This window comes from Variovorax sp. WDL1, from assembly GCF_001541225.1.
Lineage (GTDB): Bacteria > Pseudomonadota > Gammaproteobacteria > Burkholderiales > Burkholderiaceae_C > Variovorax.
In genome coordinates this window covers 266440-282190 of sequence record NZ_LMTS01000026.1, presented here as the reverse complement: position 1 = coordinate 282190, position 15751 = coordinate 266440, and the positions used below count along the sequence as shown (strand labels likewise).

At 62.7% G+C, this 15751-nt stretch carries 13 protein-coding genes; 5 read left to right on the top strand and 8 right to left on the bottom strand.

Going from position 1 to position 15751, the window contains the following annotated elements; genetic code table 11:
• The first annotated feature begins 78 nt into the window (after positions 1-78).
• Positions 79-306 (top strand): hypothetical protein, encoded by a 228-nt coding sequence (locus tag APY03_RS05005; protein WP_068674519.1) that lies wholly within the window; start codon positions 79-81, stop codon positions 304-306.
• A 100-nt stretch (positions 307-406) separates the two neighbouring features.
• Here the strand turns inward: APY03_RS05005 and APY03_RS05000 are convergent, their stop codons facing one another.
• Entirely contained in the window at positions 407-1030 is a 624-nt protein-coding gene (locus tag APY03_RS05000) for a hypothetical protein (protein WP_068674517.1), read from the bottom strand.
• 406 nt (positions 1031-1436) lie between these two features.
• On the opposite strand from APY03_RS05000, the gene APY03_RS04995 reads away from it, so the two are divergent.
• Entirely contained in the window at positions 1437-1853 is a 417-nt protein-coding gene (locus tag APY03_RS04995; RefSeq protein ID WP_068674515.1) for a GNAT family N-acetyltransferase, read from the top strand.
• Between the two features lie 133 nt (positions 1854-1986).
• Positions 1987-2685, top strand: coding sequence for a hypothetical protein (locus tag APY03_RS04990; protein WP_068674513.1), 699 nt, complete (start codon positions 1987-1989; stop codon positions 2683-2685).
• Between the two features lie 204 nt (positions 2686-2889).
• Here APY03_RS04990 and APY03_RS04985 read toward each other — a convergent pair whose 3' ends face one another.
• From APY03_RS04985 to APY03_RS43255, 4 genes are all read right to left on the bottom strand, one after another.
• Positions 2890-3747, bottom strand: coding sequence for a GIY-YIG nuclease family protein (locus APY03_RS04985; protein WP_068674511.1), 858 nt, complete (start codon positions 3745-3747; stop codon positions 2890-2892).
• Between the two features lie 81 nt (positions 3748-3828).
• Entirely contained in the window at positions 3829-8448 is a 4620-nt protein-coding gene (locus APY03_RS04980; RefSeq protein WP_068674509.1) for an AAA domain-containing protein, read from the bottom strand.
• Positions 8445-8642, bottom strand: a complete 198-nt coding sequence (locus tag APY03_RS04975; RefSeq protein ID WP_068674507.1) for a hypothetical protein — start codon at positions 8640-8642, stop codon at positions 8445-8447. Before APY03_RS04975 ends, APY03_RS04980 begins: the two co-directional genes overlap by 4 nt.
• Entirely contained in the window at positions 8614-8871 is a 258-nt protein-coding gene (locus APY03_RS43255) for a hypothetical protein (protein WP_232324156.1), read from the bottom strand. Before APY03_RS43255 ends, APY03_RS04975 begins: the two co-directional genes overlap by 29 nt.
• Positions 8872-9225: 354 nt before the next feature.
• On the opposite strand from APY03_RS43255, the gene APY03_RS04970 reads away from it, so the two are divergent.
• Positions 9226-10539, top strand: a complete 1314-nt coding sequence (locus APY03_RS04970) for a CysS/YqeB C-terminal domain-containing protein (protein WP_162487205.1) — start codon at positions 9226-9228, stop codon at positions 10537-10539.
• Positions 10540-10688: 149 nt separating this feature from the next.
• On the opposite strand, the gene APY03_RS04965 is transcribed toward APY03_RS04970, so the two are convergent.
• Positions 10689-11210, bottom strand: a complete 522-nt coding sequence (locus APY03_RS04965) for a hypothetical protein (RefSeq protein ID WP_068674505.1) — start codon at positions 11208-11210, stop codon at positions 10689-10691.
• Positions 11200-11505 carry a hypothetical protein gene (locus APY03_RS04960; protein ID WP_068674503.1) on the bottom strand — a complete coding sequence of 102 codons (306 nt, stop codon included), beginning with the start codon at positions 11503-11505 and terminating at the stop codon, positions 11200-11202. Before APY03_RS04960 ends, APY03_RS04965 begins: the two co-directional genes overlap by 11 nt.
• 378 nt (positions 11506-11883) lie before the next feature.
• Here APY03_RS04960 and APY03_RS04955 point away from each other — a divergent pair, with 378 nt between their 5' ends.
• Entirely contained in the window at positions 11884-13983 is a 2100-nt protein-coding gene (locus APY03_RS04955) for a class I SAM-dependent methyltransferase (protein ID WP_068674501.1), read from the top strand.
• 28 nt (positions 13984-14011) lie between these two features.
• Here the strand turns inward: APY03_RS04955 and APY03_RS04950 are convergent, their stop codons facing one another.
• On the bottom strand, positions 14012-15517 hold the full coding sequence (locus APY03_RS04950) for a hypothetical protein (RefSeq protein ID WP_068674499.1): 1506 nt from the start codon (positions 15515-15517) through the stop codon (positions 14012-14014).
• Between the last annotated feature and the right edge of the window lie 234 nt (positions 15518-15751).

Genomic DNA, 15751 nt, shown 5'->3' with positions numbered 1-15751 from the left:
TAATTGACGCTCGCCGCTCAGAATAGTTGACGCCGGGCAGCCTGGACCGCATCGCAGGCGCAAGGCGCCGTCGCCCGAGTGCAGCCAGCCCGCGTAGCGGAAGCGTTCCGCTACTACATGGCCCAGGAGGGAAGCACATTCACCGCGGATGACGTCAAGTCTGAATTGCTGCGGCGAATGGGTTCAAAGAAGTTTCTCAATGATATGGCGGACTACCTGCCGGTTGGTGCGACGTACAACCCGCAGGTTGCCTGCAGCGAGTTCTTGGACGTGTTTTTGCCCCACCTTACGGCGAAATCCCGTTGAGCGCGGCCGACTCCGTCAGAGCAAGAGTTCGCAGCCGCGAAAGCACTCGCGTGGCCGAGCGGAGCCGTTCAGGTGGCGACGGCGGTTTCCGCAGTTGCCGTTAATCCGGTTGCTGTGCCCAAGCAGGTGGCGCCGTGGATGCCAGCGCGGACAGAAGGGCGGGTCGTTTGAAGGGAATGCCGAAGTCTGCTTCCAGCCGTTTCATCAGGTCAGGGGAAAGTCGCCCTCGGTAGTCGCTCTCCTGGGCGTTGCCCATGATGAGCATCATCGGGCTGGCAGCCTTGATGTTGAGCCGCATGCCCAACTGCTGACTCCACAGCATCACCGCCTCGAAGCCCCCTTCTACGACGAACATGAGTAGCATTGGCGGGGGCGCGTGCGTACGGTCCTGAAGCTTATGCAACTGCACCCACGAAGCGCGGACATCGACCGGGCTTTTGGCGCCCTTGGCCACCGCGAGGAGCGCTTCTGCAAAGTCCTTGCACTCCATGGACTCGGGCTTGCCGCCCAGGGCCCTGAAGTGCAACGTTACCTGGTCGACAGCGTCGTTGGCGAAGCGAACCTTGACCCGCTCACCACAGTTGTTGAACTCCTCGAAGAAATGCGCCAAGCCGACGAAGTCGACCTGGTTGTAGTTCACGTAGGGCGGAGGTCTTAGCCCCTTCTCTACCTGAGAGAAGTCGGGGGTCACCCAAAGTCCGAGAATCCGTTTGAACGTGGCCATGCCAGAAGCTCCAATGGGCCCGAGGTTTTGCCGCGGGTACACGCAGGGAACGGCCGCCTTGTCGGCCCGCAGCGATTCGTATCCTGAAGAACGGTTCTACCTCGCCATTCGTCATCGGTACAGAGACAAAGCGCAAGAAATAAGACGCATGCGTCTTGTCGAAGGCGAAAGCGCTGCCTCACCAGCAGTAGTCCGTGCACCCGACCTTCGTCGGTTGGGTGTCGCTGGCCAATATACCGTCGGGATTGAGATAAAAAAACCAACTCCACTTGGCATTCTGGTTTTCTGGGCGTATATGCCCAGCGGAATGCAGGTGGTGCTTCGGAGGCCATGACGCCCGGACTTGGCGAGCCCCTAGCCCAGCTCGTCTCTACACCTGGAAGGTCAACTCTCAAGGAAGCTCAACATGATTCAAACACGCGTTCTTCGCACAAGCGAGCAGAAGCACCAAGTCTTCGCCGGACAGCTCAAGGAGATGGAGACCAGCCTGGTCTACTTCGACCCGTACACCGCCCGGCATCGCTCGTTCATCGCTGCGATGGACGGAGAGCAAGTCATCGGCCTGGCCGCACTGAAGGAGGAGTCGACGCGCATTCCCGGCGCGATGACCATCACCTTCGTTAGTGTTCGTGAGGACCGACGCAACCAGGGCGTTGCCAAACTCCTCGTCGACGCGCTCTTCGACTTCGCGGAAGCCGAAGGCAAAGCGCTGGCCAACACGCAGTACGAAGAGGAGGGGCTGCTGTACCTGAAACCCGCTCTCGAGGCAGCAGCGTCCAGGCGTCCGCACGTCGGGTTTCACGAGTTCCCAGTCGCTCATTGACACAGTCTGTTCGCAGCTCCTCCGGGGGCTGCTTTTTTTCTGGCCGCGTGGTCGCGCGCCTCGAAAACGTGCCGCTGGCGAGGTGCCGGGCTTCGAAGCTGCTAGGCTCCGCTGCCAACAAGAGGGGTCGACGATGGTGAAGATGAAGACGAAGGTCAAGGCTTGGGAGCAGGCGATGGTCCGCGGCTTGGCGCTCGCCTTGTTTGCAGGGGGCGCGGGTGCAGAGAACTACTCTTTTGACGGGGTCCGGCTCGAGGTTCCCATCCCACCTGGCTTCTGTAAGCTCGAGGAGCACGGGCCCGACGCGGTGCTTCGTAAGGGAATCGCTCCGACACTCGGCCCGGAGCTGCGGCTGCTGTTTGCGGTCGTCGATTGCCCAAGCCTGCCAACCTTGCGGAAGGACCCGGGCTATGACGGTGACGTGTCCTTCGGCATGGTTGCTCTCATGCAGAAGGACGGAAAACCAGCTCCGATGAAGAACACAGTCAGGGACCTGGCCGTGGGGCAAGCGGGCAAGGCTCCTGAGCGCGAGCGTGTTCGCAGTCAGGTCGAAGCGTGGATGCGAATGTCGGGGCACCCCAATGTCACCGAGCGCAAGGAGCTCGGGATAGCCGACGTCGACCGCAACGGGATTTACGGACTCGCGACCGTCAAGGCCCGCGGGCGTACGAATCCGGCGCTCCTCGTACAGACGCAATCGATGACCGTCGTGAATGGGATGGGCGTTGTCGTAACCATCACCGAGCCCGTCGGGCCGCGGACGACCGTTGCCGGCATCCTGGCAGAACAGAAGCGTAACTTGGCCGCGTTGGTGTCTGCTAACGGCCCCTGAGTGGCTGCCTGACACCGCCGCCGTCGAAGGAGGTCGCACCCGAGCGCCAGAGCTCGTCAACAGTCGGGCGGAAAGAAGTTTTTCGTTCAATCGCCATATGGCTGCTCGGACGAGGGAGGCTGCAGCCTCAGCGCTTCAATGAACGCCGCGTCGTCTACCCTCGACACCGGGCATTGAGCGGCCGCCACCGGCCCCGCGGGTGCGCTAGGTCACTTGGCGGACGACGCTGTCGAGGTCCTTCCCCGCTTTGTTCTTCCAAGTCTTCCAGCCGTTCATGTTGTTGCCAACCACGATTGCAGCGGCAGCGCTCGGCGTCGGAAACGGATAGGTCTGCGTGAAAATCAAATGCTCGCCCTCCTGCTTGAGCACTCCAGCTGCTTCCAACTTTTGGCGCTTCACGTGAAAGCTCTTGTCTTTGAAACTGTCGGTGACGCTCAGACGGGCCTTTGAGCCCTTCAAAACAACCAGCCCTTCAGCTGTGTAATGGCCGCGAGCGTCAGTGCCTGCTGCATTGCAATAGTAGAGCTCGAGGTTGGTTTTGCTCTCAACAGCCCCCGGCTTCTCAAACAGGAAAAAGCCGAGGGTACTCATGAGGGTCTCCCCCGTATCGAACAGCTCATCGCACTCAGACTCGAGCGGCTTCGACGTGTTCAGCTTGTTGCCGTTGGTGTCGTTCTCGATGACGCAACGGCCCGCCTCCTTGGCTTTTTGAATGCAAAGTCGCTCGAGATAGAGCGAATGCGTCGTCGTCAGGCTCTCCGCACGACTGAGCAGGACCACGACCCGCTGCCAGAAATCCTTCTTCTTCTGGTGCTCGACCAAACGCTTCTTGAGGTCGGTTGTTTGACCGATGTAAACAAGCGGCTTTGCGTCGTCCTCCGCGTCTCCGAATAGGAAGTACACGGCGCCACCAGCGGCCTCGGGCATCGCCAGGAACTCCTTCAAAAGAGCGCGCGGCACGTCGATGACTCTCACGATGCGCGTGGTGATTTCCGCTTGGCGAATTCCTTGGGGGTCTCCAGAAGGGAGGAATATCTGAATTGTCTTGGCGCGGGAGGACATCGGGTTCTTCTTGTGAGTTGACGGCGCGAACTCCTAGCTCGCACCAAAAAAGACGGGCAGTATCCGGCAAATCCTGACAGGTTAGATTTCCGATGTGGATTGCTCGACTTGCTTTCCGGACCCGAGGGATTCCGCCTCTGATGTCGCGGCGGCAATCGCATCCTCAACCGCTTGGGCTGCCGGGTCCGATTCCGAAGCCTCCTCGAGCTCAGGCAAGCGCCACTCCCGATACTCGACCAGCGAAGGCGCACGCTCCAGAGCGCCCAGAGGCTCGATGCCCATCGCCTTCAGGCGAGCAAGCAGCTCCTCGACGACCTCGTCTCTCCGCAGCGACCAGGTCGAAGCGAAGCAGCGCCAGAACGTCCAGCCGGCTCGCTCGAGCACGCGCTGGCGGCCCATGTCGGCCTGCCAACGGTCGGGCCCGTGGAACTCGTCCCCGTCACATTCGATGGCCAGGCGAGCATCGTCAGCGCCTTCGACCACCATGTCGATGCGGAAGGAGCCTGCCTTCACCTGCGGCACCACGCGATAGCCGCGGCTGTAGAGCTCGGTGTAGACCTGTTTCTCGAAGCCAGATTCGCACAGCTCGATGAGCGACTTGGCCTGGTCGTCCTTGAACTCCTCCATCGGCCGGCTGAAGTGCTCCAGGAGCCCACGGCGCAGGTCCAGGTGCGACAGGTCTGACATCTGAACCGAGCGCACCAGGTACATCCGGTCTCGTGCACGGCTTGCCGCTACGTTGAACCGCTGCTCGGAACTGTTGCCGGAGAGCGCCTTCGAGCGCTGCGGGTCAGCGACCATCGAGAGGAACATGATGTCGCGTTCGCTGCCCTGGAAAAGGCGGGCGTCGCCCACGTCGAACCGCCGGCGGATGAGTTCCTTGGCATCTAGGCGCTGACGCACCAAAGTATCAATTCTCTTGGCCTGTTCGGGGCCCAGGAGTGACACGACCCCGATGGTCCGGCCGGCAAGCTGTGGGTTGGCGACGATGGCCTCGATTTCCGCCAGGATGCACTGCGCTTCCAGGCTGTTCTCGTCCTTCACGCCGCGCATGCCGCCGGGCACGAAGATGTCCACAAGCGGAGGGTCGATGCGCTCAGAGGCCTTCGGAATGCGCAGGGGCTGGATGCCGTCGTAGAACCTGTCGCTGTAGGCAATGATGGCCGGCACGCAGCGGAAGTGTTCCCGCAGCATCACCTTCTGGGCCGCGAAGACGGTTGAGGCGATGTCGTAGAGCGACTTCTCCGGCGTCAGCACGGTCGCGTACGGCTGCTCGCTCAGGAACCGGTCACGCAGTTCCTGAATTCGAACGGCCGAGACGAAGCTGCCGTCGGGCGAGACCTGCTTATCGTCTCCGACCACCAGAATCTTCTTGCCGCGCAGCACCGCGGGCAGCGCCCACAGGTCCGACTGGCTTGCCTCGTCGACGATGACGAGGTCGAAGGCGCCAAGCTGCGCCGGGAGGCTCTCGGACACCTTGGCGTGGCTCATCACCCAGCAGGGGATGGCGCCCTGCGCGTCCAGCATCGCTTTCTGCGCGTCGCGACGGTGCCGCGTCGCATTCGGGCCGGTGCCCATGCCGATACGGCGGACCGCTGTCCGGTAGGTCTCCAGTGCCGCCAGCACTCTTGGCGAAGCTCCGAGCTTGGTTGAGAGCCAGGCGGATTTGGACACGACGCTCTCGTAGAGCCGGGCGAGGCCTGCCTCCAGGTCTCGCCGGCGCGCCGCGAGTGTGCGCAGCTCTTCGCGCGATTCGATGGCATCCAGATGGGCGCGGACACGCGACCACGTCCAGGCCTCGCGCCAGCTGACTGGCAGGACAGGGTCATCTCCAGACGCGTCGACCACCGAAGTTCTGATTCGCACAGCAAGCTTGGCGGCGCCGGCGCGCTCCAACCTGTCCGCCACGTCGTTCACCAGCGCCAGGTCATGGCCGAGGCCTTCCACTCGGCGCACGTCACTCACGAGCTCCGCGTATCGTGCCGTGGCCCGTTCAACAGGGATGGCTGTGTTGCCTAGCTCATTCGCAACGAAGGCGCGCAGGGCGTCGGAGACCGGACCGGTCGTTCCCGCAAGCTTCTCCTGCAGCGTCACCAGGGTCGTGGCTGCCTTGGCCAACTCGAGACGGGTCAGATGACTGCGCAGATGGCGCTGCATCTCTTCGAGCTGGGAGGACAAGCCACGCAGCAGCATCTTTGGAGGGTTCGCAAAAACGCGTTCTCCAAGAGCCGGCAACTGCGCGTCGAACTGCATGGCTAGCGTGTGTGCCTTCCTGGCAATGCCCGTGACCAGCTCAACGCGCCGCAGCCCGACCACGCCACCCTTGAGCTCAGGCAAGGAGAGAAGGTCGGCGACCTCGTTCCACCGCACGCCGAACGAAAGAACTTGTTCGTGGAGCGCCAGGTAGCGGTGCACGTGCTTCCAGTGGTCGACGGAGGCAGGCGCCAGGCCGCTTACCCGGATGGCATTCACGAGCTCCTTGATGTCGCTGCCGCCGAAGCTCATGAGACCAAAGGGTTTGCCGGTTTCCGCAGCGCGCTGCACGGCTTCGCGCACCTTCGGCTGCGCCAGCGCCTGCTCAGGCACCTCCACCGGCGTCTTCAGGAACTGGGCGCGCGCTGCAATCAGCTGCTCGATGTTGGCAAAGAGTGCCTCGAAGGCGGCCCGTTCGCTCGCAAAGGTCGCCTGGCCACACTTCTTGCGCAGCTCCAGGGTCCACAGCTCGCCGGATTCCTCGAGCTCGAAAGCGAGTTGCCGTGCCTCCTCGACCTTTGCCAGCAGGCGACGGGCGTCATCCAATACCTCAGGGGTCATGGCGCGCAACGCCAGCAGGCCTCCATTGGCTTCTGCAGCCTCGATTTCGCGCAAGCTGACCAGCGCGTCGTGCAGCTGGGCCACCTCTGCAGCTGGCAACAAGGCGTTGCTCGAAGGGATGCGGGCGAGGGCGTAGTCCAAGTCTTGGCCAAGCCGGCGACGGGCTTCACGGGTCTGGGCGGCCAGCGCTGCGTCCATGGGCGGCGCATGCGCGGCATCGAGCGACAGCGCGTCATCGAACCATGCGTGCTTCTCCTGGCCCGAGATGACCAGCTCTGCCATCTTTTGCGCGCGCATCTGCACCCCGTCGACCTCGATGTCCGAGAGCTGTGCCATCGCAATCGCGTCCACCCGTCGGTCGATGGTCGCGAGCTCCTCGTGCGCGCGGTCGATGCCGCTGCGCTCGGTGCGAATCTGCTCGTTCACCACCTCGGGGTTGAGCTGCGAGACGTTGTGGATGATGGCCTCGATGGAGCCCTGAAACTGGCGCATGCCTTCGCGGTCACCGGAGAGGAGCGCCACGGTCAGCGGCCGGACGGTCTCCGGAATCTTGGACTGCAGCACCTCGAGCGCCTGCTCGCCTTTGGAGGTCACCAGCACCTTACGCCCCGTGGCCAGGTAGTGGCAAACGATGTTGGCGATGGTGTGAGTCTTGCCCGTCCCGGGCGGGCCTTGCACGGCGACACCACTCGAGCGTTCGAGCTGCTCGACGATGGTGACCTGCTCGTGGTTGTAGGGCAGGGGGAAGAAGAGCTCCTGCACCTGGTTGCGGCCGCCGTAGTTGCCTGAAACACCGGAGAGCCCGCGGAACGCGACCGGCACGTGCGTGGCCAGTTGGTCCGATGGTGGCGTGACCAGCGAGAGTGGCCCGAGAGGAATCTCGACGCCGGGCGTGAGGCGCGCCTTCAGGCGCTCGATGTCCTCTTCCAGGTAGTTGACGGACTTCGGGCGGGACAAAAGAACCCATGCGTCGGTGACCACCAGGTCCTCGCCAGGCTTCGGGAAGGCCTCTGCTCCAGGCTCGTAGCGCCCCTTGTCATGCAGGTTGCCGGCGATGAGCTTGAGCAGGTGCTCGTAGCTGCCCGAATCAAAGGGGCTCACTGGGCGGTCTGCGCTCTTCTCCAATGCCGCGCGAGCGGCCTTCTCGACCTCGGGCGCGCTGAGCAGCTGGCAGGCAGCGAACGCATCGAACGAGAACTGCGGGCCGACGGCGCGCGGGCGCAGCTCAAGCGCTAGCGTGCGGTCATCCATCCCGACCTCGAGAGCCTGAGTGATGAGCGGGTACTGGAAATCGACGACCGATGTCGTGCCGCGCTCAGTGTAATTCAGCTTCCAGGCTGACACGCCCACGCCCCAGACGAGCTCATGGGGCTTGGCGGTCTCCTCGGCCTCCAGCTGATGCTTGATGGCAAAGAGGTCGCCGTAGAGCGCGATGGTCTTGCGGCGGGGCTTCTCGCCGGTGGCCCAGGCTGTCCACAGCTGGGTGTACGCCCCAAGGGCTTCTTCGAGCCGGGTACGTGCTTCGGCGACAAAGACGACCCGCTCCTCGGCGAGCATGGCTTGGGTCGCAGCTGTCATCCGATGCTCAAACGCGACCTCGTCGATGCTCGGGCGGGCGCCCGTGGGCTCGCGGTGCGCGACGATGAGGGGCTTCCACTCGTCGTTCGGCAGCGCCGGCGGCGGGTGCGCTTCAAGGCGCGCCACCTTCAGCCACACATGGTCGCCGTCACCGGCCAGGTCGAAGTCAACACCGGGCAGGCCTTGGAGGTCGGGCTTTGCCTTCTGGAAGCCGCCCTGGCCAGAGAGCTGGAAGGCCGTGGGGTCGACGGTCTTCGCTTGCTCGAGCACGTAGTCGAGCAGCTTCTTCATCAGGTCGGGCGCGTTCATTGGGCACCTGCTTTCTCGAGCTCGCGCGCGGCCGGCGGGTTGGCGCTCAGGCCGTGGGTCCGGCAGTAGTCGAAAAGAAGTTTTTCGAGGAGGTTCGTCTGGCTGCGCTGCTCGTGAGCTGCGGCTCGCTCGAGGAGGAACTTGAACTCAGGCGTCACTCTGAAACTAATCGAGACGTTCTTCTCTGCGGCCATTTGGCTCCTCTTTGCTTTTATCGGCTGTATAGAGGTTCACCATACAAGACTTCGCTGTGTTGCCGACTGCTTGCGGCTCAATGAACTGGTGCACCTGTGAAGTTGTTTGCACCATCGCTTGCTGTGACGGGCAGGACAGGGCAGATGGGCGGCTCAGCCCTCGGACGAACGGCCGTGCAACGCCGCCGACGAGTTCAAAGGACAGGTTCAAAAAGCTGAAAAGGGCCACTTCTATGTTGTGTGGTCCAGACTTTCCAGCCGACGTCCCGCGGCAGGGCGGCCAAGGTGTTCCCTCGGGATGAAACCTACGCAGCCATTGGCCCATGGATGATGCCGGAGTACGCGTTCTCGAGCGCCTGTGCCAAAGCTGAAATCATGAGACAGTGCCGCCGTGCCATGGCTGTGTATGCGACGCGGCAGGCTAAACTGATACGCTATAGGCTACGTTTTAAAGGTAGAATTCAAAGATGACGGTTTTAAGCAAGCTAAGCATTTCCAAGGCGGTTGTCCGCCATGCTGCGCTTGCACGATGTCTGTGCGCGAATCACGTCAACCGATTCCCGCAGCCATCGAACGAACCATCATGCATCTCAAAGATTCCCTCTCGGGCGCGCTGAAGCGCGTCGAACCCACCGACGTTTCAATCTACGCTTGCGGCATCACGCCGTACTCGTCCGCGCATGTCGGTCACGCACGCACCTATGTCGTCTTCGACCTCCTGAAGCGCGTCCTCACGGCGCAGGGTCACCGTGTGCGCCTGGTGCGCAACATCACAGACATTGACGACAAAATCATCAACACGGCCAAGACGGCCGGCGTTGCCTGGCACGAGCTCTCGGACAAGTACGCCGAGGAGAACCGCCAGCTGATGCGCGCCACCGGGCTGGATGTTCCGGAGGAGCCGAAGGCGAGCGAGTACCTGGCCGACATGTTCTGGCTCATGAAGCAGCTCATCGGCCTGGGGCTGGCCTACGTGGCGAGCACGGGTGACGTGCTCTACCGGGTGAGCGCCTATGACGGTGCACTGTTGATGCCCCACAAGGAAGGCGCACTTCGCTCGGAGCAAGGCGCCACGCGGGTGAGTACTGACGGCAAGGAGGACCTGCGGGACTTTGCGCTGTGGAAAACCACTTCTCGGGATGAGCCTGGCTTCGAATCGCCCTGGGGCTGGGGCCGCCCGGGCTGGCACATCGAGTGCTCCGCAATGATTCGCGCGCTCTTTGGCGGCAGCGTGACCATCCACGGAGGCGGCGTCGACCTCAAGTTCCCGCACCACCAGGCGGAGATGATGCAGTCGGAGCCGGTGTTCGGCCGGCCCCTGGCCGAAATCTGGATGCACAACGGCTCGGTCCTGTCCGATGGTCGCAAGATGAGCAAGAGCGAGGGCAACTTCGTCACTTGGCAGGCGGCCCTCGACTCCGCGGAGGCGTTGGCGCCGGGCCTGGGCGGGCAGCTGCTGAGCTTCGCGCTGGTGCAGGCTCACTGGCAGAAGCCGCTGGACTGGAATGACAAGCTTCTGGCGTCCACCCATGCGGACGTGCTGCAGCTCACCCAGGATTTGGCTGGCGTTGTGCCTGGGACAGCGGATGCTCTCATTGAGGTTCTGGCGGACAACCTGAATGCACCTGCCGGCAGCTTTTGGCTGAAGCAGGAGCTCAAGGGCGGCACACCTGCGCGATTGGCGGCCGGTCTGCACTTCTTCGGTATCGACGTCGATGCCTGGGCCCGCCTGCCCCGTTCGGCCGCGGTGAGCTTGAGCCACACGGACATCGACGACCTGCAGTCGCAGCGACAGCAGGCCCGGGCTGCCAAGAACTGGGCGCTCGCCGACGAAATCCGCCAGCGGTTGAATGCCCATGGCGTTGCCGTCAGCGACGCGCCCGTCGCGCAGCTGTAGTCCGACTCGGCTCGAAATTCCATCCCCAAGGACGCCTTGTGCCGCGAGAACGATGGCAAGCCTGCACCTTGCGAGGAGGCATTTTGGGCAGCTGACGGCCGAAAACAAAATGCCCTGCATCGCAGGGCTTCCTCCGACTCTGGCAAGGACTACTGGTCGGAATGCCCGCGGGCCTTTGCTGCATGCGAGCTCGCGTGCCACAGGCTTTCGAACACTTCGTAGGCCACGATGAGTCCCAGAAGCTCATGCATGCCCAGCACGGCAGCGCATGCCGTCGGGCCCAGCTGAGAGGCATGCCACAGCCACATCGCGAGCGGCGCCAGCATGACCCCGTTCGCCACTGCATCGACCAGGCCAAGCCAAGAGCTCAGGCGGAGCTGCGCTTTGGGCAGGAGCCGACGAACGCACGCACCGAAGGTGCGGGCCCACCTAGGCTGCTCGTTTCCGTAGCGGGCCAGCACATACGCTTTCGCGGGGGCCCCAAACAAATGCACCGAAAGCTTGGCCGCGACGTAGATGGCGGCCAGGGCGTTCGGGTCGGTGAAGACCGATACCGCGTCGGCCAGGTTCTGCGCCGCCAACAGGCCGCGGGCCACCGCGAACACGCCCGCGCTGTGAGCGGCTTGCGTGCCCAGCAGAAGGAAACCCCAGAGTGTCAGTTTAGTGCTCACTTTCGGCTCCTTGCATGATGTGTGCTGTGGTGGCAGCGCGAGGCTTGTTGAACTCGGCTTCGAGCAGATGAGGTGCAAAACGCTCCTCGTGCTCGCGCTTTTGGATGGGCGCCGGCGGCTGGGTAGGTTCTGGCTCGTGGCCGCCTCCGTGGGTATCGCCGTGGGTTCCGCTGAAAAAGGCACCAAGGGATAAGCCGAGCGACACGGCGACGGCGGTTGCCAGCCGACGCACAGCAGGTTCCTTCAGGCAGGCGGTCGCGACGGCGGTGATGACCTGGACGATGGGGCTGAACACGACAATCTCCGGTTGGGTTTTAGATGACCCAATCATCCGGATTGAAACGGGAAAGTCTTTAGGGTACTTTGCGTTGACTCTAAAACGTTCCCTGAACTCGCCGCCCGGGCTACTGAGCCACCGCGCAGCACGGTCCGAAAACCGTCGTCAGGGCGTTTCAGGGGGCCGAAAGACGAGGGCCGGGAAAACCCCAGTGCCTTGTCATCGGGTCGGGGCCCCTCGTCGCAGTGCTCGGCTCAGCGGACCGTCGTATTCGGCGGAATTCTGCCATGCGTGCGGGCGTGGGGGTAACGTCCAGGCGTGGAACCTTCATATCAAGAACGCGTTTTTTGGGCAGAATTCTCCGCTTCGGGGAATCCTCCTCGACGGAGGACAGGCATGGCAGCGCAAGACGCAGAGGATGTCGATGGTGCCGACCAGGGCCGGGAGGTCCGAGACGCTGGCGACGCAACCGATGAGCTTCGCCGAGAACTGGTCGACCCAATCGTGCAAGGTCTGTTGTGCTACGACCCCACGGGAAGCCGAGATGTCACCTCCATCCAGGCGGCGCTACAGAGGTGGGAGGGGCTTTGCGACCAGGCGACAAGCGCTGAGTTGACGCCAGAGAAGATGTGGACCTACAAGGATTGGCCCTCCAACAAGCGTCACGACAGAGTGCTGGACCTCGGGTGTGGCGATGCAGTCATCGGCCACAAACTGATGAATGCGCCGAATGTCGCCGCCTACGTCGGCGTGGATAAGGAATCGGAACGGCTCAAGGCTGCGCAGCCCTCCAAGTTCATGCAGGTTCTCGTCAGGAACCTCGAGGAAGACGACCCCTTCGGATTCATAGACACGAAGGAGATGCCGAACATCATCCTGGCAATTCGGCTTTTCGACCACATCGCTGACCCGGCTAAGCTTTTGCTCGCACTCGGGCAGCTGTTCGAACCGGGCCGGGAAGGAATCATGTTGGTGGCGACGAGCAACAGGCGCTATTTCAAGAAGGACCTGGGTCCCGAAGACTTCAGCACTGAAAAGCAGGATGAGCCCTCCTTGACCGAGTGCCGGGATGGGCTCCATCGGCATTTGCGGTCCCGAACGGCGATGAGACGACACTTCCGAGACGCAGGCTTTCACGTCTTCGACGAGGCCTCACCCCTCCTTCCGGCGAGCATCGACCGTCTCAAGGGTTTCACAAAGCGCAACGGAGACCACGCGGTAGCGCCATTCCACATCTGGTTGCTTGGGATATACAGCACACGGCGCATTCAGGCCTCACGCAAGGACATCGACAAGTGGGTTGCAGAGCTCGCGGCCGCGCGTAGAAGTCTCGGGCCAGAGGAAAACCCCGGTCCGGCCCACTTGCTGCTGAGCGCCATCAGCGACGATATCCTCCCTGGTGTGCATTGGCGCACGGTTGCCGTCAACCATCCGATAGCCTACAAGCACAACACGGCCGGCCAGGTCTTCATTGTTGAGAGTGGACGATTCGGAGCCTACCTTCCTGGTACTGAGCCATCCCCGGCCCTCACCGTCAGTGCGGAGCCTCGAGTGGTCTTCGACCCCAACGAGGTGTTTGGCGAGCTCGAGGTGTTCAACCAGGACAGGGAGCATGACCGACGCTACGTGGCTTCGGTCTATGCCATGCCGGGCGAAGACAAGGCTGCCAAGTTCTACAACGTGTTGGTCCTTCCTGTGAAGCCGACGGTGCAGGCCTTGATGGGGGTGGCCACGGTGCTCGGCAACCCCATGCTGCAGGATTTGCGCACGAAGAGTTTGGAGTCGAATTTGCGCTATCACGCCCAATACAACGGCGTGGAGCGCTTCAGCTTTACCTCCCCGACCGGGGTGACCACGACTGTAAGGCCGGCATTCGTCATCGTGGTGGCATCGCTGCTCGCGTTGGCTCTTGAAGCGGACAGGGAAAAAGGGCTGTACTCGCTCGATGGACGGCGGGTGGTCTATATCGACCGAATCGACCTGGCAGCGGAACGGCTGCTGCGCCGGTCAGGATTCAAGGACGCGAATGCCATCAACGGAGCTCTGAAGTATCTCCAGGCCGCGGGCATTATCGGGGTATTGAGGCCTGTGCCTGACGTCGCAGCCGAACGGGTGGCAGCAGCGGCGCGGCTGGAGCTTGCGGCGAGCGAGCTGTACGGCGTTCGAAAGGCCACGGCTAACGTTCCTGGCAGCAAGGAGGTGTTCGACGGATTCATCAGGAACAGCTATATATGCATGGTGCTGGTGGAGCGCGAGATGGCGCTGCGCAAGTTTCTCCTGGAGCCCACTCAGGCGCTATTCGATGAGACAACGAGGGGAATAGCGGCCCAGGACCCCGCCAGCGCGGAGACGCAGGAGTACTGGCGGGCGGAAATGGACAAGGTGAGCATGCAGTTCTGGAAGCGGCGCATTGAGGTCGGTGCATGGGCTTACGACAGTCTCGGGTTCCCGTTGTCGAAGTTCGCGGGAGCGAAGCGGCCGGCCAGAGTGCAATGACCCACGGAGATGGCGACGGCCGCGTCGTTCAGTTGGGGAAGAGTGGCGGTATCTCCAGCATCTCCGTCGGGGGCCCGCGTCCTGGCAACATGGCTGTTTCACACTCGTCCGCCACCTTCTTGAGGTCCCAGGGGCCTATTGCCCGCCTACGGGCCACACTGGATGGCGTGCCGACGGCCGCAAGGACGCTTACGCCGACGTACAGCCACACGTTGCCGCGCATCTCAGCCTGTTTGAAGGAGCAAAACCGTTCTGCTTCGAGGCGGACGTAAACGCTAAAAGGGCGTCCAAGCTCCAATAGTGCTACGTCCTCCACGACGCTGCCTCTCACCTGCGAAACGTGCCCAAGTCCCCCGGCGCGCAACTCAGCGGTGCTCGGCTCTCCCTCCTGCTCCAGCGGCTGTGGCGGCCTCATTGCTTGAGCTGCGAATTCTCCGAAGCTTGGCGTTGCTATAGCGGCGGCTGTGCTTAGCCGGCGGGTGGTGCGCACGCCGGGGCCAAGGATTCTGGGTGTGAAGTACAGCAGCTGCTCACCATAGTCCAGGGCAATGCTGCCCGCACCGGACGTGAAGCCCAGGAGCTGGCACTCAATCACTGACTCACCGGCTTGGGTCATTGGGCCCAACTTGCAGAATGAGGTCAATGGCTCCACCTCTACCGTCTCCTGGGGTTCCCCTCTTGGAGTGCCTGCAACTTGCGCCTGTTCCAGGAGTCCTGAAGAGGTACTCAGCGCGAGAACAGCGCTCATCAAAATTGCTGCTGGCAGGGAGACTGCAAGCAGGACGAGTGCCGGCGCGGTGAGGATGGAGGACAAAAGACCTGCCCACCTGCGGCGAAAAAGGGCTCCCGCAAGGCTCCGGGAAGCGCGAATCGCCGCGACCACGAGAGCGAGATACAAGGGGACTAAAGCCAAGTACGACAACAAGCTCGCAACAAGCCCCGCATACATGGCGGTCGGCAGCTCACGGGGCGAGGTGGGCACACTGTTGAAGTCGTAGTTGCCTAGTCCAAGCACCCCGCGTATTGGTGCAAGCGGAACCAAGGCGCCCGAGACCAGAAATGCAATCAGCCAGGCGCTGAGCGCGAGGGCGAACGTCGTCGCGGCCAGCAGTCGGACACCGTGGGCAGCGCGACCATTTACGAGCTTCGCAGCAAACCAAGGGACCAGCGCCCAGGCCAGCCCGAGAGCAAGCAAAGGTACAAACGCCGCGAGGTATCGCGATGGCGTCAGCACGTTGCCGAGCGATACCGCCAGCGAAAAGGGGTCTACTATGCGCGGCCCATGGGCGAGCACTGGGTAAAGGACGCTGAATAGCGCGGTGGACACCAGGAGCACGCCAACCCAGCCGAGGACGCGCCTATCGGCCTCCAATTTGCAAAGCTTGTCGACGGGATGCCGACTCATCAACGTGCCGTAGCCGTGGATGACGGAGCCCCACACCCGCTTGACCAATTCCAGCCAGCCTGCAAGCCAGTCTTCCCCTTCGGATACCAGAGGAAGCCGCTGCCGCAGCTTCTGGGTCTCCTGTGCCATCCTACGGGAACGGGACCGAAGTGAGCCCCCGGGTTTCCGCGCTGCGGACCCTCTCAAGCTCCAACGCCTTTTTGGGTGGGCCATCCTTCGCTCCTTCGCCCACATCATCAAGGCGCGGCGTCACCTTGGCAACTCGTTCGGAGCCGGCCATGAGCTAGGAGCCAGGCCCAGCGACCGTCCGCGCTGGGCGATTCGAGAGGGCTAGCAAAAGAAAACGAGCCCAGAGGGCTTGTT

Coding starts and splice junctions, on each gene's coding strand:
- APY03_RS05000 (WP_068674517.1), bottom strand. CDS start 1,030: ATGGCCACGTTCAAACGGATTCTCGGACTTTGGGTGACCCCCGACTTC.
- APY03_RS04995 (WP_068674515.1), top strand. CDS start 1,437: ATGATTCAAACACGCGTTCTTCGCACAAGCGAGCAGAAGCACCAAGTC.
- APY03_RS04990 (WP_068674513.1), top strand. CDS start 1,987: ATGGTGAAGATGAAGACGAAGGTCAAGGCTTGGGAGCAGGCGATGGTC.
- APY03_RS04985 (WP_068674511.1), bottom strand. CDS start 3,747: ATGTCCTCCCGCGCCAAGACAATTCAGATATTCCTCCCTTCTGGAGAC.
- APY03_RS04980 (WP_068674509.1), bottom strand. CDS start 8,448: ATGAACGCGCCCGACCTGATGAAGAAGCTGCTCGACTACGTGCTCGAG.
- APY03_RS04975 (WP_068674507.1), bottom strand. CDS start 8,642: ATGGCCGCAGAGAAGAACGTCTCGATTAGTTTCAGAGTGACGCCTGAG.
- APY03_RS04970 (WP_162487205.1), top strand. CDS start 9,226: ATGCATCTCAAAGATTCCCTCTCGGGCGCGCTGAAGCGCGTCGAACCC.
- APY03_RS04955 (WP_068674501.1), top strand. CDS start 11,884: ATGGCAGCGCAAGACGCAGAGGATGTCGATGGTGCCGACCAGGGCCGG.
- APY03_RS04950 (WP_068674499.1), bottom strand. CDS start 15,517: ATGGCACAGGAGACCCAGAAGCTGCGGCAGCGGCTTCCTCTGGTATCC.